Origin of the sequence: Micromonospora sp. NPDC049679, from assembly GCF_040659735.1 — a bacterium.
In the GTDB taxonomy this organism is placed as follows: Bacteria; Actinomycetota; Actinomycetes; order Mycobacteriales; family Micromonosporaceae; genus Micromonospora_I.
Genome location: NZ_JBFANZ010000060.1, coordinates 1 through 19,895, shown reverse-complemented (window position 1 = coordinate 19,895; position 19,895 = coordinate 1). Strand labels below are relative to the sequence as shown.

Here is a 19,895-nt window from a genome sequence, read left to right as displayed (position 1 = left end):
TCGGCGATCGCGTGCAGGAAGGCGACGTCGCCGTCGGCGTACGTCGGGTTTCCGGACTCGGCCGCCGCGGGCGCGGCGCGGCCCGGCGCGGCCGGGCCGAGCGTGGTCAGGACCAGCCCGACGGTGAGCGTGCCGAGCAGACGGTGCTGCGGGACCATCACGGCGGGGACTCCTCGCGTCGATGCTTGTCAGTACAGCAGGTACCGGCGGCGCCGCCGGTTGAACGCCGCCAGCTCGTCGGACCAGGCGCCGACGACGTCGTCCACGTCTGCGCCGGCGTCGATCATCGTGCGCATCCGGGGTGAGCCGGTGAGCTTGTCGACCCAGTACGGCCGGGTGGTGTCCCACGAGTCGCTGCGCCAGGCGAACGCCGGGTACTTGTGGGCCTCGATCAGCATCGCCACGGCGGTGCGGATCGGGTCGTACGCGCGCCGGTCGACGACCTTCACCTCGACGCCGGCGCAGAGCTTGTTGAGCAGCTGCGGTTTCTGTCCGGCCGACGTGGGGGAGAAGTACGCCTCGCGGAATTCGACCCCGGGCAGGTCGCGCGCGTTGAGCCGGTCGCACCAGTGGTAGTCGAAGTCGGTGGCGAGCCCCCCGATCAGTTCGAACGGGCGGGTCGTGCCCCGCCCCTCGGTCATCGAGGCGACCCCTTCGAAGAGGCCGGTGCCGGGATAGACCAGGGCGGTGTCCGGGGTGGGCATGTTGGGGCTCGGCATCACCCACGGCAGCTCCGTGTCGGCGGCGAACGTGTCCCGCTGCCAGTGCTTGCAACCCACCACGTGCAGGTCGACCGGGCGCCCGGCCTCGGCGGGCAGGAACTCGGCGTTGAAGAAGCGCGCGAGCTCGCCGACCGTCATGCCGTGCTGCTGGACGATCTCCTTCTTGCCGACCCCGGACGTGTAGGGGGTGGTCATCATCGGTCCGTACGCCCGCCCGCCGATCGGGTTGGGGCGGTCGAGGACGACGTAGCGCCGGCCGACGCGGGCTGCGGCGACCATCGAGTCGTACATCGTCCAGATGTAGGTGTAGAAGCGGGCGCCGGCGTCCTGGATGTCGAAGACGAGCGTGTCGACGCCCGCCTTCGTGATCAGCTCCGCCCACTTCGCCTGGGACGCGCCGTAGGCGTCGTAGACGGTGACGCCGGTGCGCGCGTCGACCCCGGTCCCCTCGCTGCCGCCGGCCTGGGCCGAGCCCCGGAAACCGTGCTCGGGACCGAACGCGGCGGTCAGCCGCACCCGGCCGGAGCCGTGCATCAGGTCGACGAGATGCCGGTAGGCGGAGTCGACCCCGGTCGGGTTGGAGAGCACCCCGACCTGTTGGCCGGCGAGGGCGGCGAAGCCGGAGTCGACGAGCACGTCGAGCCCGGTCCGCACCCGCCGGTGGCCGGGCGCCGCCGTCGCGGGGAGCGGCAGGGCACTCGCGCCCACGGCACCGGCGGCACCCACCGCACCGGCAAGCAGATTTCTGCGGATCACGGGCTCCTCCTACCAGGTCAGGCCATGGCCGTACGGGTACAGCGTCACGCCGGGGTCGTTCGCGGCGGGAATCGTGACGGGTAGCCGGCCGTGCGGCGACAGCTCTCCGTGCAGGGCGCGGACCAGCGTCTCCATCGCCGCGGAGGTGTACGTGTACGTCGCCAGGTAGGTCCGCACGCCGGGCAGGTAGGCGATGTCGTACGGGTCGCGGACCGCCACCACGACCACGGGTTTCCCGGTGGCGAGCAGCGCGGCGACGAGCCGTTGCTGCGTCGCCCGCCGGTCGCTGGCGGCGGTGTCCCAGGCCTTGTTCACGAGGACGACGGTGAGGTCGTGGGTCGCCGCCTCGGCGGCGGTGGCCGCGATCACCGCATCGGAGGGCAGCGTCGCCGGGCGGGCCGTGGCGCGGGCGCCACGCGCGGCGAACCCGTTGGTCAGCGTGGCGATCGGCGTGAACGCCGCGTTGTCCGCGCCGGTGACCAGCACCGATCGATTGGCGCGGGCCAGTGGAAGCAGCCCGGCGTCGTTGCGGATCGCGGTGAGCGTCGGGTCGGTGACCCGGGTGACGGTGGCCTGGTGTGCGGGGGAGCCGACCGTCGCGACCGCCGCGTCCACATTGACCAGTGGGGACGCGGTGATGCCCCGGCGGTGTTTCATCGCAAGGATCCGCCGTACGGACGTGTCGATGCGCCGCTCGGTCAGCTCGCCGTCGCGGACAGCCCGCAGCACGGCGTCGTACGCCAGCGCGAAGTCCGGTGGCATCAGGAGCTGGTCGGCACCGGCCTTGAGCGCGAGCACGGGCACCCGCGCGTCGCCGTACTTCTGCCGTACGCCGGCCATGCTGAGCGAGTCGGTGACGACGACGCCGTCGAAGCCGAGTTCGCCGCGGAGAACGCCGGTGAGGATCGCCGGCGACAGTGTCGCGGGATCGCCGGTCGGGTCGAGGGACGGCACGACGATGTGCGCCGTCATGATCGAGTCGACGCCCGCAGCGATCGCGCTCCGGAACGCCGGGGCGTCGATCCGGTCCCACTCGGCGCGGGTGTGGTTGATGACCGGCAGCCCGGTGTGGCTGTCCGTGCCGGTGTCCCCGTGCCCGGGGAAGTGCTTGGCGACGGCGGTCGCGCCGGCGCCGTGCTGGAAGCCCGCGACCTGGGCCGCGGTCAGCCTGGCGACCAACGCGGGGTCGGCGCCGAAGGACCGTACCCCGATCACCGGGTTCGCCGGGTTGACGTTGACGTCGGCGGTCGGCGCGTACGGCTGGTGGATGCCGACCGCGCGTAGCTCCCGGCCGGTCACCTGGGCGGCGGTGAACGCGTCCGTGACGGACCGGGACGCGCCGAGCGCCATCGCGCCGGGAAACTGCGCCGCGGGCGCCGGCATCCGCTGCACGACGCCCTGCTCCTGGTCGGTCGAGATGACGAGGGGAACGCGTCCCTTCGTGCCGTCGCCGAGCGCGGTCCGTTGCAGTCCGTTGGAGAGCGTGGCGATCTGCCGTGGGCTGTCGAGGTTGTGCGACCACGAGAAGTAGACGACCCCGCCGACGTGGAAGCGGGCGACCACGTCCGCCGGCGTCTCCACTCCGAAGGCGGCGCGGTTGGCGCTGCGGTCGGCGGTGGCGGGATCGGTGGCGTCGCCGCCGTAGACGTAGGTGACGAAGAGTTGCCCGACCTTCTGTTCCAGGCTCATGTGGCGCAACGTCGAGGTGATCCAGCCGTGCTCGCCGGGGCCGGCGGCGGCCGGCCGGGTGACAGCGGCGGGGTGCGCGAGCGTGACCGCCAGAGCGGTCGCGACGGCGAGACGGGTCTTCACGGGGCGCCCTCCGGGTCCCGGCGGTGGCCCGAAACTTACCTACGTATCGATATGTGGTCAAGAAGATTAGCTACAAACGACGATGTAGTCGCCCGTCGGATTCACTCTTCCGGGCGCCGGTCGCCCGCCAGCGGGTCGTGACCGCTACCGATCGTGTGGTCCGCGGGTGGATCGCGACGGCACGCGGGCGGCTGCGTTGCTGCCGACCGTCCGCGCGCTCAACCCCGGCGACGTGCGGACACACTGGTCATCGACGGCGTGCATCGGCTTTCCATACCACTTCAGGCGGGAATCTTTTATCCACTACTGAGAGTAGTGCGTTTACAACCGAAAAAAGATTGGCTACGTTCGTACCAACTTTCGGTTCGGCGACCAAAAGTTGACGAAGAGCCCCTGTCTTGGCGATCTCGCAACGGCGTCCCTGCGACCCCGCCGACCCGGCCCGCGCGACACGCGGCCGGGTAATCCGATTGGAGATCCATGCTGGACATTGGATTCCCCGCGAGACGAATCCGCCCGTCGATTCGCAGACGACCCGGCCGCTACATCGCCGCGGCCGCGGTAGGCGCACTGGGTCTCACGCTGCTCGGCGTCCCGCCCAGCCAGGCGAAGCCCCCCGAGGAGCCCGCCGCCCAGACCGACCAGCAGGCGACCGCGCGCGAGCCCGTCCGCGTGCTGGTGTTCCACGGCAGCAGGACACCGGGCGACGCCGTGTCGGCCGGCGTCAACGCGATCAGGCAGGTCGGCGGTGAAGGCCCCGAGTGGCAGCACTTCGAGGTCGCGGCCACCGGCGACGCCACCGCGTTCACCGCCGAGAACCTCCGGACGTACAACGCGGTGGTCTTCCTCGGCACGACGGGCGACGTGCTCACCTCGGCGCAGGAGGACGCCTTCAAGGGCTTCATCCAGGGCGGCGGAGGCTTCGTCGGGGTGAGCGACGCCGCGCGGGTCGAGCCCGACTCGGAGTGGTTCACCCAGCTGATCGGCGCGCGGCCGGGCACCAGCCCGACGGACGTGCAGCCGGCGGTCGTCGAGGTCGGCGACCGCGTGCACCCGGCGACCAGAGCCCTGCCGATCGAGTGGAAACGCTCCGACACCTGGCTGAACTGGAGCAGCAACCCCTCCGGCGCCGTGCACACCGTCGCCTCGGTCCGCGAAACCAGCTACCAGCCGGGCGCCGGCGCCAACGGCGCGGACCACCCGATCTCGTGGTGCCGTGACTACGACGGCGGCCGGTCCTTCTACACCGGCATGGGTCACACCGCGCAGAGCTTCCGGGACGCCGAGTTCCGGGCACACCTGCAGGGCGCGCTGCTCTGGACCGCGCGCCTGGCCCAGGCGGACTGCAAGGCGACCATCACCGCGAACTACAAGGCGACCCGGCTGACCCAACCGAACCAGACCGGTCAGCTCGACCAGATCGGCGAGCCGCACGGGCTGGCGATCGCCGGTGACGGACGTGTCTTCTACATCGGGCGCGGCGGACCGATGACGGGCGGACCCGCGCCGATCACCGACTGGAACAACCCGGACATCGGCAAGGGCAAGGGCACCATCCACCTGTGGCACCCCGGCACGCAGCAGGTGAGCCAGGTCGCCACCCTCGACGTCTTCGGCAACAAGGGCGGCGGTAACGAGCTGGTCAAGTCCGAGGAAGGGCTGCTCGGCATCGCCCTGGACCCGAAGTTCGGGGAGAACGGCTGGGTCTACCTGCACTACACGCCGCACTCGCAGATCAACCGCGAAACGCACATCGGTGAGCGGCGGGTCTCCCGGTTCACGCTCGACCACACCACGAACCAGCTCGACCTCGCCTCCGAGAAGGTGCTGCTCAAGTGGAACATGCAGATCCACAGCTGCTGCCACGTCGGCGGGGACATGGTCTTCGACTCCCAGGGCAACCTGTACATCGCCACGGGTGACACCAACTCGTCCGGCTTCAGCGACGGCTACTCGGGCAACAACCCGGAGCCCAACTTCCAGGGCGTCTCGTTCGCCGACGCGCGCCGCACGGCCGGCAACACCAACGACCTCAACGGCAAGATCCTGCGGATCACGCCGCAGGACGACGGCACGTACGCGGTCCCGCCGGGGAACCTGTTCAAGTCCACCGCCGCCGGCGCGGACAAGACGCGGCCAGAAATCTACGTGATGGGCATGCGCAACCCGTCGCGCCTCTGGGTGGACCAGAAGACGGACAACCTCTACGTCGGCTGGGTCGGTCCCGATGCGGGTGCGCCGAGCACCACGTGGGGCCCGGCGAAGTACGACCAGTTCGCGGTGATCACCAAGGCGGGCAACCACGGATGGCCGTACTGCATGGGCAACAAGCAGCCCTACCGGGACCGCAACCTGCCGGACCCGACCAAGCCGCTGGGTTGGTACGACTGCGACAACCTGCGCAACGAGTCGCCGAACAACACCGGCCTGACCCGTGTCCCGCCGGCCCGGGGAAACAACATCTGGTACTCGCCGCAGGGCGGCGCGCCGGACTATCCACGCTTCTCCGACGGCGTCCCCACGTACAAGACGGGGGATGAGCGGTTCCTGCTGCCGTGGCTGAAGGGCGGCGGCCAGGCCGCGATGAACGGTCCGGTCTACCGGTACGACAAGGACAGCGCCAGCCAGACGAAGTGGCCGCAGTACTGGGACGGCAAGTGGTTCGTCGGCGACTTCTACAACGGCGACCAGCCCCGGCACGCGGTGCTGATGGACCCGAAGACCGCCGGGCAGGGCGGGCTGCCGATCCACGCCGACAACCTCAAGAAGATCGTTCCGGCGGCCAACGACGCCATCCGCCACCTCATGGCGTGGCGGTTCGGCCCCGACGGCGCGCTGTACGTGCTCAACTACGGCAACGGGTTCTTCAATGCTGACGCGGCATCTGCGTTGTGGCGCGTGAGCTACATCGGCGGGGCGGCGACCCCGGCGCCCGAGGACCTGGTGCGCGGCGTGCCGGGCTACAAGCGCAGTCAGAAGCTCTTCGACGGGTCGAAGTACTCGTTCGGGCGCTGGGAACACGTGGGCGCCGGTGGCTTCACGCTCAACGCGGACGGCTCGATGACCAGCCAGGCCGTGCCGGGCCTGGGCATGCACTGGTTCCCCGCCCAGGAGTTCAAGGACTTCTCCCTGAAGCTGCAGTGGCGTGACGACGCCCCGGGTGAGGGGCGCGCGAACAGCGGGGTCTTCGTGCGGTTCCCGTGGCTGTACCAGCATCCGGCCGAGTCGCGTCCGGAATGGGTGGCGATCAAGTACGGGCACGAGCTGCAGATCCTCGACCGCTCCGACGGTGACCAGTACAAGAGTGGATCGGTCTACGGCTTCGACCGGGTGGATCTCGCGGATGCGCAGGTGACCCCGAAGGGGACGTGGAACGACTACGAGATCCGGGTGGTGGGTCAGCACTACTCGATATTCCGCAACGGCAAGCTGCTCAACGAATACGTCAACGCGCCCGGCGCGGTGTTCTCACCACCCCGCGGCGACGACCCCGGCACGTCGGGACGTCAGCACCCGAGCGGGTTCATCGGACTGCAGAACCACGGCACCGGTGACGTGATCAGCTTCCGCAACATCCGGATCACACAACTCTGACGACGGCAGCGGGCCGTCGGGGTCAGCTGTGGCCCCGACGGCGCCGCGTCGAGCAGGAGAGGCAACCTCCGATGTACAGACCCATTTTCTCCGGGGCGTCCACGTGGTCGCGCGCGACGCGATCACCGCGCGTCGCGCTGATCGCGATGGCCGCCCTGCTCGCCACGCTCGCGCTGGTGGCCCCGCCGGCGACGGCCGCCCCCGCCAGGACCGGGCCGGCGGCCCGGCAGCAGACCCAACTCGCGCCGCAGGTCCTCACCTGGACCGCGGATGACAGCTTCACGGCGTACCGGTCGGCGCCGGCCACGGCGGTCGCCGGGCCGACGACCATCGTCTTCGAGAACAGCGTGGCGACCGGTAACACCACCGGGATGCAGCACACGCTGACCTTCACCACCTCCGACCCGGCGTACAACCGGGACGTCAATGTGGACATCCTGGCCGACCCCTATGACAGCAACGGCGGACGGCACCAGGTCGACGTCGTGCTCACACCCGGTAGGTACCACTACTTCTGCGCGATGCCGGGTCACGGCTCGATGAGCGGCGAACTCATCGTCACCGCCGGCGGCGGTGGAGACGCCACGCCGCCCACGGTGTCGGCGGCGGTGACGGGTGAGCGGGACGCCAACGGCGCGTACGTGGGCGCGGCGACGGTGACGCTGGCCGCCTCCGACAGCGGTTCCGGCGTGGAACGCACCGAGTACGCCATCGACGGTGGCCAGTTCGGCACCTATTCGGGGCCGGTCACCGTGAACCAACCGGGTCAGCACACGGTGTCGTACCGGGCGACGGACAAGGCGGGGAACACGTCGGCGCCGCAGTCGGTGTCGTTCACGGTGGTGTCGCCGCCGACGCAGGACACCACCCCGCCGACGGTGTCGGCGGCGGTGTCGGGTGAGCGGGACGCCAACGGGGCGTACGTGGGCGCGGCGACGGTGACGCTCACCGCCACCGACACGGAGTCCGGGGTGGAGAAGCGCGAGTATTCGCTCGACGGCGCCGCCTACGCGACGTACGCCGGGCCGGTGACCGTGAACCAGCCGGGCGAGCACACGGTGTCGTACCGGGCGACGGACAAGGCCGGCAACACGTCGGCGCCGCAGTCGGTGTCGTTCACGGTGGTGTCGGCGCCGACGCAGGACACCACCCCACCGACGGTGTCGGCCGCGGTGTCGGGTGACCGGGACGCCAACGGGGCCTACGTGGGGAAGGCGACGGTGACGCTGACCGCCACGGACGAAGGGTCCGGCGTCGAACGGGTGGAGTATTCCCTCGACGGGGCGGCTTACGCGCACTACCACGCGCCGGTGACGGTCAACCAGCCCGGGCAGCGCACGGTGTCGTACCGGGCGACGGACAAGGCCGGGAACACGTCGGCGCCGCAGTCGGTGTCGTTCACGGTGGTGTCGCCGCCGACGCAGGACACCACCCCGCCGACGGTGTCGGCGGCGGTGTCGGGTGACCGGGACGCCAACGGGGCCTATGTCGGGGCGGCGACGGTGACGGTGACCGCGGCCGACACCGAGTCCGGTGTGGACAAGACGGAGTATTCGCTCGACGGCGCTGCCTACGCGGTCTATTCGGGGCCGGTCACGGTGATCCAGCCGGGTCAGCACACGGTGTCGTACCGGGCGACGGACAAGGCCGGGAACACGTCGGCGCCGCAGTCGGTGTCGTTCACGGTGGTGTCGCCGCCGACGCAGGACACCACCCCGCCGACGGCGTCGGCGGCGGTGTCGGGTGAGCGGGACGCTGACGGCGCGTACCTGGGCGCGGCGACGGTGACGGTGACCGCCACCGACACCCAGTCCGGCGTCGAACGCGTCGAATACTCCCTCGACGGGGCCGCCTACGCGACGTACTCCGCGCCGGTGACCGTGAACCAGCCGGGCGAGCACACGGTGTCGTACCGGGCGACGGACAAGGCCGGCAACACCTCCGCCGCCCAGTCGGTCTCCTTCCGCGTGCTGACCCGGCCGGCCGACGACACGACCCCACCGACCGTGACGGCGTCCGTGTCGGGGCAGCAGAACGGCGACGACGACTACGTCGGTAGCGCCACGGTCACCCTCTCCGCCACCGACACGGGATCCGGCGTCGCGCGCATCGAATACGCGATCGACGGCGCCCCGTACGGCACGTACTCGACGCCGGTGACGGTGAACGATCCGGGTTCGCACACGGTGTCGTACCGGGCGACGGACAAGGCCGGCAACACCTCCGGCGCCGGGTCGGTCACGTTCGACGTGGTCGCCAGCGGGCCGGGTGCGACATGCCCCGTGCCGGACACCCGGTCCACGGTGGTGCTCGGGACGGTCGACAGCGGGGTGCGTAACCGCGCGGTGCGCGGCTCCTGCACGATCAACAACCTGATCAAGGATGAACGGGAGTGGAAGACCCACGAGAAGTTCGTGACGCACGTCGAGACGGTGGCCGGCCAGCTCTACTGGAACGGGAAGATCAGCTCGAAGGAACGCTACGCGCTCACCGGCGCCGCGGAGCGCTCCGGCGTGGGCAGGCCCGCCGGGCAGGACGGCTACCAGCCGATCCTCGACGGTTCGCGGGCGTCGTTCGGTAAGTGGCGGCAGGTCGGTGCCGGCGGCTTCACCCTGAACAGGGACGGCTCGATCACCAGCCGGGCGCAGCCGGGGCTCGGGATGCTGTGGTTCCCGGTGCAGCCGTACAAGGACTTCTCGCTGAAGCTCCAGTGGCGCGACGACGCCCCCGGTGACGGGCGCGCCAACAGCGGCGTGTTCGTGCGGTTCCCAAGGGTCAACCAGCATCCGGACGAGTCACGTCCGGAATGGGTGGCGATCAAGTACGGGCACGAAGTGCAGATCCTCGACCGCACCGACGGCGACCAGTACAAGACGGGATCCGTCTACGGCTTCGACCGGGTGGAGCTGCCGGGCGCGCACGTCACCCCGAAGGGGAGCTGGAACGACTACGAGATCCGGGTGGTCGGCCAGCACTACTCGGTGTTCCGCAACGGCGAGCTGATCAACGAGTACGTCAACAAGCCCGACGCGGTGTTCTTCCCGCCGCGTGCGGACGATCCGGGCGGCGCCGGCCGCCAGCGTCCGAGCGGGTTCATCGGCCTGCAGAACCACGGCAGCGATGACCTGATCAGCTTCCGCAACGTCCGGGTCGCCGAACTCTCGTAGTGCGACGACCGGCCGGCGTCATCCGGCGCGTGCCACTGCTGGGGAACCTCGAAAGGACATAGGGACCATGAGTAGAAGAAGCATTGACCGCCGCGCGTTGCTGCGGGGACTCGCGGGCTCCACGGTCGCGGTCGGCGCCGCGACCCTCGCCGGCGGATTGCCGGCCGCCGCGTCGCACGACCGCGAGGGTGGCCGGCTCATCCCCAAGGGAAACATGGGGATCCAGCTGTACAGCGTGCGCGACAAGATCGCGGAGTTCGGCTTCGGCCGGGTCTTCGAGGAGCTGTCCCGCATCGGCTACAAGGAGGTCGAGTTCGCCGGTTACACCCAGGGCAGCGCCGGTCCGATCACGCCGGAGCAGATCCGGCGCCTGCTGCGCGACAACGGCCTCAAGGCGGCGGGGAGCCACCGCGGCCTGAACGACTTCCGCACCAACCTGGAGTGGGAGCTCGACGTCGCGCAGACGATCGGAACCCGCTACCTGGGCACCGCCCAGGCGCCGACGAACATCCGCACGGTCGACGGTTACACGGCCGCCGCGGCGCAGTTCAACGCCTGGGGCGCGGCGGCGGCAAAGCGCGGCATCAAGATCTACCAGCACAACCACACCGAGGAGTTCAGCTTCGCCACCGACCAGCCGAACGTGCGGCTCTACGACGTCTTCCTCCAGCACACCGATCCGAGGCTGGTCTTCCTGGAGATGGACATCCTCTGGGCCTACGGCGGCGCCCGTAAGTACCCCGGCTTCCGTCCCGTCGACTACGTCAACGCCCACCCCCACCGTTACCCGATGTTCCACGTGAAGGACGGTGTGCCGTTGCCCGATCCGCAGCAGGGCAACTCCTACCTGGACGTCGAGTTCGGCAAGGGTGTCATCCCGTTCGCGGAGTTCTTCGGCGAGCTGAAGGGCCGTGGTCGGCACGAGTACCTGTGGGAGCAGGACACCGCGCCGAGCGTGCAACCGAACCCGCCCGGCTCCCTCGGGGCCGCTGACCGCAGCTACCGCCGGATGCGCGACCTGCGGGGCGAGAAGTGATGGAAGAGAGGACCGCCGTGAACGACCCCGACCAGCCGCAGCCACTTCCGCCGGGCGTCAGACCGTTCACGACCCGCGCCATGCTCGTCACGCTGCTCGTACTGGTGACTGTCGTCGGGGGCGGTGGCCTGGCAGCGGCGGCCGGCTCGCAGCTTTTCGGGGCCGAGCGCCCGGACGGCTGCGAGAAGCCGAACCGCCGGATGGACCTGTACGCCATGGAGCTTCCCAAGGACGCGGTGACCGGCCAGGTCCGACTGGGCTATGGCACGACGCCGGGGGCCGCGTCGTACCCCGGCCCGACGATCGAGATGGTCGAGGGGCAGTGTCTGGCGATCACCCTGCACAACCGGGTGTCCGCGGAGACCCTGGCCGCGCTGCGCACCAATCCCACCCACCCGCTCGGCGTATCGCTGCACGTGCACGGCGTCAAGTACACCCAGCAGTCGGACGGCACCACGCACAGCGGCTCCTACGTCGCGTCGGGGGAGTCGCGCACCTACACCTGGTTCGCCAAGAAGCGCGACACGAAGAGCGCGGGAACGGCCGGCTACTGGTGGTACCACGATCACGTGGTCGGCGGCGAGCACGGAACGCAGGGCATCGGCTCGGGGCTGTTCGGCGGCGTGGTGGTGCGCCGGCCGGGCGATCCGAAGCCTGACCGCACCTTTGTGACCGCCTTCGGTGACCGCCAGACCATCAACCTGCGGAAGTCCGCCGCGGCCGACACCTGCGACCATGCCAACCCGCAGCCCGGACCCACCTGCTTCGTGGCGAAGCTGGGGGAGCGGGTGGAGTTCATCAACTTCGGTATCGGCAACGACATGCACACCTGGCACCTGCACGGACACGCGTGGGCCAACACGCGGACCGGACTGGTCCACGGAGACGGGGCGCTCGCCGACTCGACCGAGCTGGTCGACAACCGGACCCTCGGCCCCGGCGATTCGTTCGGCTTCCAGGTGGTCGCCGGTGACTCGGTCGGGCCGGGACACTGGATGCTCCACTGCCACATGCAGTTCCACTCCGACGGAGGCATGGCAACGATGTTCCACGTGCTGGACGCGGAGGGGAAGATGCCGCCGGGCGGGCATCACACCCCGCTCGCCACGCCCAGCGTGAGTAACCACCACTGAACCACACCGCTGTCCCGCCCCGTGCCCCGGGCGGGACAGCGGTTCCTCTGTTCCGACCTGGACAGCCCGTCGGCCGGCACGCAGGAGTGCCCGCCCGCTCCGGCCACGATCACCGGCACCACGTGTTCGGGTTCGACCACGTCTCGTTCGGATAGGCCACCGCACGTCGTCTCGCGCGCCGGCAGTTGGCCGTCGCCGGACGGGTCGGGTGCGCTCGCGCGCCGGGCCTGGCGAACGCGGGCGTCGGTTGGCAGGTGTATCGACGGCTTCCGGGGGAACACGGCTGACGGCGACGACAGCGGAGGTAAATCATGGGTGCGGACCCCGGCTGCGGACTCTGCGTGTCGAGCGGGCCGGACGAGTGGGTGTTGAGCTACCGCGACGCCGATCCGGCCAGCGAACGCACCCGGGAAACCCTGCTAACCCTCGGCAACGGCTATGCCGCCACCCGCGGGTCCGCGCCCGAGGCGACCGCTGACGAGACGCACTACCCGGGCACCTACGCCGCCGGCTTCTACAACCGCCTCGTCTCCCAGGTCGACGGGCAGGCGCGCGAGGACGAGAGCATCGTCAACCTGCCGAACTGGCTGTCACTGACCTTCCGGCCGGTCGGTGGCGCGTGGTTCGCGCCGGGGGCCGTGGACATGGTGCATGAGCACCTGGCCCTGGACATGCGCTGGGGGCTGCTCACCCGCGAGGCGCTGGTGGTCGACGACCACGGGCGGCGTACCCGGCTGCGGCAACGGCGGCTGGTCTCCATGGCGGCGCCGCACCTCGCCGCCCTGGAGACCCGTATCGTTCTGGAGAACTGGTCCGGCCGCATCGAAATCCGCTCCGCGCTGGACGGCCGGGTGCGCAACGGCAACGTCTCCTCCTTCGCCGCGCTCGCCTCCCAGCATCTCGACGTCGTCGAGACCGGCTGCGACGGCAAGGACCTGCTGTGGCTGGTCGCCGAGACGACGAGCTCGCAGCAGCGGGCGGCGGAGACCGCCCGCACGCTGGTCTACCAGGGCGGACAGGAGGTCCGCGCGGACCGGCGTACGGTCAGCGAGCCGGGGCTGATCGGCCAGGTGCTGGAGATCGACGTCGGCCAGGGCGAGGACGTCGTCGTGGACAAGGTCGTCGCGATCTTCACGTCCCGCGACCGCGCCATCGCCTCGCCACTGATCGCGGCGCGCGAGGAGATCGAGGACGCCAGCACGTTCGACGGTCTGCTGGCGGCGCACAGCCTGGCCTGGGACCGGCTGTGGGAGCGGTTTCATGTCGGCCTCGACGACCAGGACGACGCGCGGCGCCCTGTGCACGCGCACGTGTTCCACCTGTTGCAGACGCTCTCCCCGCATACCGCCGACCTCGACGCCGGGGTGCCCGCGCCGGGCCTGCACGGGGAGTCGTACCGCGGCCACATCTTCTGGGACGAGCTCTTCGTGTTCCCGTTCCTCAATCTCCGGTTGCCGGAGTTGACCCGTGCTTTCCTGCGGTACCGTCACCGCCGTCTGCCGCAGGCCCGCCGCCGCGCCGCCGCGCTGGGCATGAAGGGTGCGCTCTTCCCCTGGGAGAGCGGCAGCGACGGCCGGGAGGAAACCCCCCGCGCGTCCTGGAATCCGCACGCCGGTCGCTGGCGGCAGGACTTCTCCAGCCGGCAGTACCACGTGAATCTCGCCGTCGCCTACAACGTGTGGCACTACTGGCAGGCCACGGCGGACTTCGGCTTCCTCGCCGCGTACGGGGCGGAGTTGCTGTTCGAGACCTCGCGCTTCGCGGCCAGCCTCGCCACCTACGATCCCACCGACGACCGCTACGACATCCGCGGCGTGATGGGGCCGGACGAGTTCCACGACGGCTATCCGGACAGACCGGGTGAGGGCATCGACAACAGCGCCTACGTCAACATCATGACGGCGTGGGCTTTGGCGCGCGCCCGTGACGCCCACGAGCTCCTCGGCCGGCACCACGGTGACGAGCTGTGGCAGGGGCTGCACCTGAGCGACGCGGAGTTGCAGAAGTGGGACCACATCGCACGTCGGCTGCGGGTCTGCTTCCTCCCGAACGGGGTGATGGAGCAGTTCGAGGGCTACGGGATGCTCGCGGAGCGCGACTGGGAGGAATTCCGGCGCCGGCACGGGGATCTGAAAACGCTCGGCCTGGTGCTGGAAGCCGAGAACGACAGCCCCAACCGCTACCAGGCGTCCAAACAGGCCGACGTCCTCATGCTGCTGTACCTGTTCAGCGCGGAGGAGCTCACCGCACTGGTGCAGCAGCTCGGCTACCCCTTCGACCCCGCGGTCATCCCGCAGATGATCGAGTATTACATGACGCGCACCTCGCACGGTTCCAGCCTGAGCCGGGTCGCGCACTCCTGGGTCCTCTCCCGCACCGACCGGTCCCGGTCGTGGCGGATGCTGCGGGAGGCGCTCGACAACGATGTCGCCGATATCCAGGGAAGCTCGATCAGCGAGGGCATACACCTCGGCGCGATGGCCGGCACCCTCGACATCCTCCAGCGCGGCTACACCGGCCTGGACACCCGTGACGACATGCTCTGGCTCAACCCGTTGCTCCCGGACGAACTGCGCTCCCTCGACCTCGACATCCGCTACCGCGGGCAATGGATCAACCTGCGTCTGGACTCCACCAATCTGACCCTGCACGCCCTACCGGGCGGCGCCGCGGCGCCGTCGCGGGTCACCATCCGGGACAAGGTCTACGACGTCTCCGCCGGCACCACGATCACCGTGCCCCGCAACGCCTGACGCCGGGCACCTGGCGCGGAGCGCGTCGGAGGAGCCGTTCGTTGTGCCGTCGGAACCGCAACGCGCGCGACAGGGGAATGCGATGACCACGCCCAAAATGGCGCCTCACCAGATACACACCGACCACACCCATGCGCACTCCGACGCGTGCGGGCACCGGGGCGTCAACCACGACGACCACGTCGACTATCTGCACGACGGCCACTTCCACCGCCTGCATGGCGAACACTGGGACGAATGCCGGGGACCGGCGGAGGCCGAACTGCGGGAACGGCCCGCCCCGTAAACGATGTGGCCGGCGATCCCCGTCGCGGCGCCCATGGCTTCGGGAAAGCACCGTGGGGATGCGCCCGGCAGCCGCTTGGACGGCAATATCGTGCCAGCGGAAACGTCGGGGCCGCTCACTCTCTGTTCGGCCTCACACCGCCGACGTAGCTCCGCGCGCGCCGGCCAGCAGCCAGGAGACGGCGTGATCCGCGATCCGCTCCGGCACCTCGTGACCGCCTTCGAACTCCTCATACGTCACCGGGTAGCCCAGCGCCTCCAGCCGCGGCACGAGGCGTCGGCTGCAGACGTCGATGGGCAGCACCCGGTCGTCGGTGCCGTGTGAGACGTAGACCCGCGGTTGGCCGTGCGCCAGCAGCGGCGCCGCGAAGCCGGGGGAGAAGGCGAGCACCGCGTCGAAGAGGTCGCCATTGGTCAGGCCGATCGACAGGGCGTACGAGGCGCCGTCGGAGAAGCCGCCGACCAGCATGCGTTCGACGGGATACGAGTCGAGGATCTCCTCCAACACGCGGTCGATCCGCCGCACGTCCGGGCCGAACCCGTCGACGATCAGGTCCCAGGTGCCCGACGCCGATTTCGGTGCGACGAGCAGAAGTCGACGCTCGTCGGCGATCGGCAGGAGCAGATCCAACCCCTGCCGGGGCGAACCACCGGCGCCATGCAGGAGCAGCGCCAGGTGGTACGGGCGACCGTCGGCCGGCGCGGGCACGTAGGCGAGCGCCAACAGCTCGCCGGTCGGCCCGTCCAGCGGCAGCAGGCCGGTCGTCGTGGCGGCGGAGACGGGCGCGTACGGCCGGACGGAGAGTCGCCCGTGTCCGGAGTTCTCTTCGGGCTGCGGGTGCGGTTGCGCCGGTTCACTCACCGAAGGCACGGTTCCTCGCATCTGCTCGTTGGCCGGCCACGACGGCCATGGTCCGCGCGGCTTACCCCGGTTTCGGCCCGGCAACCGCGAACCTCCCGCGCGCCACCGCCCGATCGCCGCGCCCGGCGAATGCCGCCGAACGCAGTGGGTAACCCGCGAAAGAGGAAGCGACGACGCAGGGAAGGAGCACGAGGTGAGCGACGGGAACCTGTGGCAGAAGAGGACGGGCGAGGTCGTCGAGGCAGCGCGACGGGCGGGCATTCAGAACCCGGAGAGCAAGAACAAGGAACAGTTGTTGCAGGAGATGGGACAGGCGCCCCCGGCGACGACGCGCCCGGGGCGTGGCGGAGGGCAGGGAGACGACGCGGCCCCGCCGAACAGCAACCCCAAGGAGTGGAACCGGATTCCCGGCAACCAGTCCTGACGCCGCGTCGCGATGGCTGAGCGGGAATCCCACCCCGGACATCCGGTGCGGGTTCCCGCTCGCGGCACACCGGCGGCTAACGACGTTGTCTGCGGCGCCGCAGAATGCCGATGGCGAGCAGCGCGGTCCAGGTCGCCACCGTGCCGACGCGTCGGCCCATCGTCCGGGCCGCGTCCGACGCTTCCCGTGCCGCATCGTGGTGCGCGCGGATCGACCGGATGGTCCGGCCCGGGTAGGCGGTGCGCGCGGCGTCGACGGCCGCGCCGCGGGACGGAAACGCGCGGTTGCCCGTCAGGTCCGGCGCGCGGGGATCGACGTACCGCCAACGCCAGTCTCCGTCCGCCTGCTGCCACACCTCCACGCCGGCCGTCTGCCGGTCGTGAGGCGACGCCGCCGCGTCGGGCTGCGCGGGTGGCCGCCGGGTCAGCGCCACGCGTACGTCGGCGCGGGTCAGTGCGGCTATCCCCACCCCGCCGTTCGCCCGCAGCGCCCGCGCGACGAGGAAGCCGACCAGCCCCGCGAGCCACGGGACGGTGAGCACCAGGACCTGGAGCGCGGCCAACAGACCGGTGACCGGAATCCGCAGCAGCCGGGCGATGATGTCGTCGGCTGCGGTGACGGTGAGCAGCGTGAAGAACGTCAGGGCGCCGACCCCGACGCCGAGCCGCAGCGGATGGTCCCGGGGCCGCCCGAGGAGTTGATGCGGGCGGGGGTCGCGGGCGCGGCGGGCCTCCAGAAAGGGCCAGGCGTACAGCGCCAGGAAGGTCAACCCGCCGAGGGCCGCGCCGGGTAGGAACGGCCCCGGCACGAGATAGCCGAAGACCCGGAACTCGATCGGCGGAAAGAGGCGCAGCGCGCCGTCGCCCCACAGGACGTACCAGTCCGGCTGGGCGGGCGAGGTGGCCTGGGCCGGGTCGAACGGGCCGTAGATCCAGACCGGGTTGATCTGCACCAGCCCGCCGAGGCCGAACAGCACGGCCAAGATCCAGGCGAACAACGCCAGGGTCCGTACCGTGTAGCTCGGCCAGAACCGCGAACCCACCACGTTCTGTTCGGTGCGTCCGGGTCCGGCGAACTGGCTGTGTTTCTGCCGGATGACCATCGCCAGGTGCAGCGCGATGAGCGTGGCCAACGCACCCGGCACGAGCAGGACGTGGGTGATGAACATCCGCGGGATCGTCGGTGCGGCCGGGAACTCGCCCCCGAAAGCCAGGAACGCCAGCTCCGCGCCGACCAGCGGCACCGACTGGACCACCGAGTAGATGATCCGGAGCCCGACACCGGAGAGCAGATCGTCGGGCAGGGAGTAGCCGGTGAAGCCGTTGGCCAGCGCGAGGGCGAGCATGGTCACGCCGACGAGCCAGTTGAGCTCCCGGGGCTTACGGAACGCGCCGGTGAAGAAGATGCGCATCAGATGCAGGACGATCGCGCCGACGAAGAGCAGCGCCGCCCAGTGGTGGGTCTGCCGGATGAGCAGACCGGCGCGGACATCGAAGCTGAGCGCGACCGTGGACGCGTACGCCGCCGACACCGGCTCGCCGCGCAGCGGCGCGAAACTCCCGCTGTACGTCGTCTGCGCGGTGCTCGGCTCGAAGAAGAGCGTCAGGTAGACGCCGGTCAGGACCAGCGCGGTGAAGCAGTACAGCGCGATCTCGCCCAGCATGAACGACCAGTGGTCGGGAAAGACCTTTGCTGTCGCCGTGCGGGCGATCGGCGTGGTGCCGAGCCGCTCATCGAGGGCGCGGACCAGCCGACGGGTGATCACCGCCGGCTCCAGTAGCCGGGGCCCGGTGAGGCCGTGAAGTCGCCGGTCGCACGCAGGTAACCCGCACCGTCCACAATGACCGGCAGGCCGGGCAGCCGGCGCGCGGCCGGGCCCGCGATCGGGCGGGCGGCGGCGAGCAGGTCGAACGCGGACTGGTGGCAGGGACACAACACCCGCGCGTCGCCCTGCTCGTACAACGCGACCGGACAGCCGGCATGGGTGCAGAGCAGTGAGTACACGACGAGGCCGTCGACGTGGCCGCCCGGTGGCCCGACGGTGAACCGGGCCGGGTCGAGCCGCACCGCGAACGCGGGCGCGTCGCCGGCCCGGACGTGGCCCTCGGGAAACACGGTCAGGATCGACTCCGCGGTGACGTCGGCGGGGCGTACCGGACTGCCGTCGGCGGTGACCAGCCTCGCCCCGCCGCGCCAGGGCGTGTGCCGCAGCGCGCGGGTCGGGCCCCCGGGGCCGAACGGCAGCAGCGACCGCAGGGGAAAGAGCGCGGCTGCGCCGATCGCCCCGACCGCGAGTCCGAGCATGGACAGCAGCGCCCGGCGCGGGGCCGGACGGTCCGGATCGGCGCTCGCCCGACGCCGGCGGGACCGACGGCGCGATGACCGGGGCGGGCCGGGTGGCGGATGCTCCTCGACGTACCCGCCGGTCGGCAGCAGTCGACGCGCCCAGATCGTGAGGCCGGCCGCAAGTCCGCCGAACGCCACCGCGAGTGCCGCTCCCGCGGCCTGCGTCTGTCCACCCGAGACGTAGACCGCCGCGAACGCCACCGCGGCGAGCGCGCTCACCCCGAACGCGGCGGCCGTCCAGCGCGCGGCGACGCGCTGCCGGCGCTCCGCTTTCTCCGGTCGCCCGCTCATTCCCGGGCCCTGCTGCCCAGGCGCCGGACCGCGAGGACTACCAGCGCCAGGCCGACGATCCAGGCGACGAGGCCCTCGGCGACCGGTCCGACACGCGCCAACGACAGCCCGCCCCGGTCGAGCCCACCCCGACCGGGGCGCAGCACCTCGACGTACGCGGCGATCGCGGCGACCTCCTGATCGTCCAGGACCGTGTCGGGGAAGGCGGGCATCAGGCCGGGGCCGACCCGGATCGCCTCGGCCACCTGTGTGGGGGTGGCCCGATCCAGCGGCGGGGCGATCCGGCCATTGGTCAGCGCCGCCCCGAAACCGGTCGCGGAGTGGCAGGCGGCGCAGGTGGCGAGGTAGAGCCTTCGGCCGGTGGCGGCGTCGCCGGCGCCGACGTGCGGCACCGGGGGCCCGCCGCCACCGAACGCGGTCACGTGTCGTACCAGGGCGTCGATCTCGTCGGCGGAGAACGCGGGAGCGCGGTGCTCGGGCTGGTAAAGATTTCCCTGCGGGGGCATGCGCCCGGTGCTGAGCTGAAAATCGACGGACGCGGCGCCGACGCCGACCAGCGACGGCCCCCGCCCGGTTCCTTCGCCCTGCTGCCCGTGGCAGCTCGCGCAGCTCTGCTGGTAGACGGTGGCGCCCGGGGTAGCGGGGAGGGGGAGGCCGGGGAGCGGGGCGCGGGGCGTCGTCGACGCGGCGGTGGGCGCGAGACCGGCCGGCGCC

13 protein-coding genes are annotated in these 19,895 nt (G+C 70.8%); 7 read left to right on the top strand and 6 right to left on the bottom strand.

Annotated elements, in window-relative coordinates; translation table 11 throughout:
- Positions 1-188 precede the first annotated feature (188 nt).
- Together AB0J06_RS25005 and AB0J06_RS25000 are read right to left on the bottom strand one after the other, a co-directional pair.
- Positions 189-1,478, bottom strand: a complete 1,290-nt coding sequence (locus tag AB0J06_RS25005; RefSeq protein ID WP_357431898.1) for a DUF1343 domain-containing protein — start codon at positions 1,476-1,478, stop codon at positions 189-191.
- A 9-nt stretch (positions 1,479-1,487) separates the two neighbouring features.
- Positions 1,488-3,290 carry a glycoside hydrolase family 3 N-terminal domain-containing protein gene (locus AB0J06_RS25000; RefSeq protein ID WP_357431896.1) on the bottom strand — a complete coding sequence of 601 codons (1,803 nt, stop codon included), beginning with the start codon at positions 3,288-3,290 and terminating at the stop codon, positions 1,488-1,490.
- A 480-nt stretch (positions 3,291-3,770) separates the two neighbouring features.
- On the opposite strand from AB0J06_RS25000, the gene AB0J06_RS24995 reads away from it, so the two are divergent.
- The 6 genes from AB0J06_RS24995 (at position 3,771) to AB0J06_RS24970 (ending at position 15,259) form a co-directional block, all read left to right on the top strand.
- The gene (locus AB0J06_RS24995) at positions 3,771-6,884 is read left to right on the top strand and encodes a ThuA domain-containing protein (RefSeq protein ID WP_357431894.1); all 3,114 of its coding nucleotides are present in this window, start codon (positions 3,771-3,773) and stop codon (positions 6,882-6,884) included.
- Positions 6,885-6,955: 71 nt separating this feature from the next.
- Positions 6,956-10,051 carry a family 16 glycoside hydrolase gene (locus AB0J06_RS24990; protein ID WP_357431891.1) on the top strand — a complete coding sequence of 1,032 codons (3,096 nt, stop codon included), beginning with the start codon at positions 6,956-6,958 and terminating at the stop codon, positions 10,049-10,051.
- 67 nt (positions 10,052-10,118) lie between these two features.
- Positions 10,119-11,087 (top strand): sugar phosphate isomerase/epimerase, encoded by a 969-nt coding sequence (locus tag AB0J06_RS24985; RefSeq protein ID WP_357431889.1) that lies wholly within the window; start codon positions 10,119-10,121, stop codon positions 11,085-11,087.
- Positions 11,087-12,220 (top strand): multicopper oxidase domain-containing protein, encoded by a 1,134-nt coding sequence (locus tag AB0J06_RS24980; RefSeq protein ID WP_357431887.1) that lies wholly within the window; start codon positions 11,087-11,089, stop codon positions 12,218-12,220. Before AB0J06_RS24985 ends, AB0J06_RS24980 begins: the two co-directional genes overlap by 1 nt.
- Positions 12,221-12,531: 311 nt before the next feature.
- A complete protein-coding gene (locus AB0J06_RS24975; RefSeq protein ID WP_357431885.1) occupies positions 12,532-14,973 on the top strand; it encodes a glycosyl hydrolase family 65 protein in 2,442 nt (813 codons plus the stop codon).
- Positions 14,974-15,055: 82 nt separating this feature from the next.
- Entirely contained in the window at positions 15,056-15,259 is a 204-nt protein-coding gene (locus AB0J06_RS24970; protein WP_357431883.1) for a hypothetical protein, read from the top strand.
- Between the two features lie 132 nt (positions 15,260-15,391).
- Here the strand turns inward: AB0J06_RS24970 and AB0J06_RS24965 are convergent, their stop codons facing one another.
- Positions 15,392-16,120, bottom strand: coding sequence for a phospholipase (locus AB0J06_RS24965; RefSeq protein WP_357431881.1), 729 nt, complete (start codon positions 16,118-16,120; stop codon positions 15,392-15,394).
- A gap of 193 nt (positions 16,121-16,313) precedes the next feature.
- Here AB0J06_RS24965 and AB0J06_RS24960 point away from each other — a divergent pair, with 193 nt between their 5' ends.
- Positions 16,314-16,544 (top strand): hypothetical protein, encoded by a 231-nt coding sequence (locus tag AB0J06_RS24960; protein ID WP_357431879.1) that lies wholly within the window; start codon positions 16,314-16,316, stop codon positions 16,542-16,544.
- A gap of 76 nt (positions 16,545-16,620) precedes the next feature.
- Here AB0J06_RS24960 and AB0J06_RS24955 read toward each other — a convergent pair whose 3' ends face one another.
- The 3 genes from AB0J06_RS24955 to AB0J06_RS24945 form a co-directional block, all read right to left on the bottom strand.
- The gene (locus tag AB0J06_RS24955; protein WP_357431878.1) at positions 16,621-18,309 is read right to left on the bottom strand and encodes a cytochrome bc complex cytochrome b subunit; all 1,689 of its coding nucleotides are present in this window, start codon (positions 18,307-18,309) and stop codon (positions 16,621-16,623) included.
- A complete protein-coding gene (locus AB0J06_RS24950; protein WP_357431876.1) occupies positions 18,306-19,181 on the bottom strand; it encodes a Rieske 2Fe-2S domain-containing protein in 876 nt (291 codons plus the stop codon). Before AB0J06_RS24950 ends, AB0J06_RS24955 begins: the two co-directional genes overlap by 4 nt.
- Positions 19,178-19,895, bottom strand: a 718-nt coding sequence (locus tag AB0J06_RS24945) for a c-type cytochrome (protein WP_357431873.1), incomplete at its 5' end; no start/stop codon positions are given. The genes AB0J06_RS24945 and AB0J06_RS24950, both read right to left, overlap by 4 nt.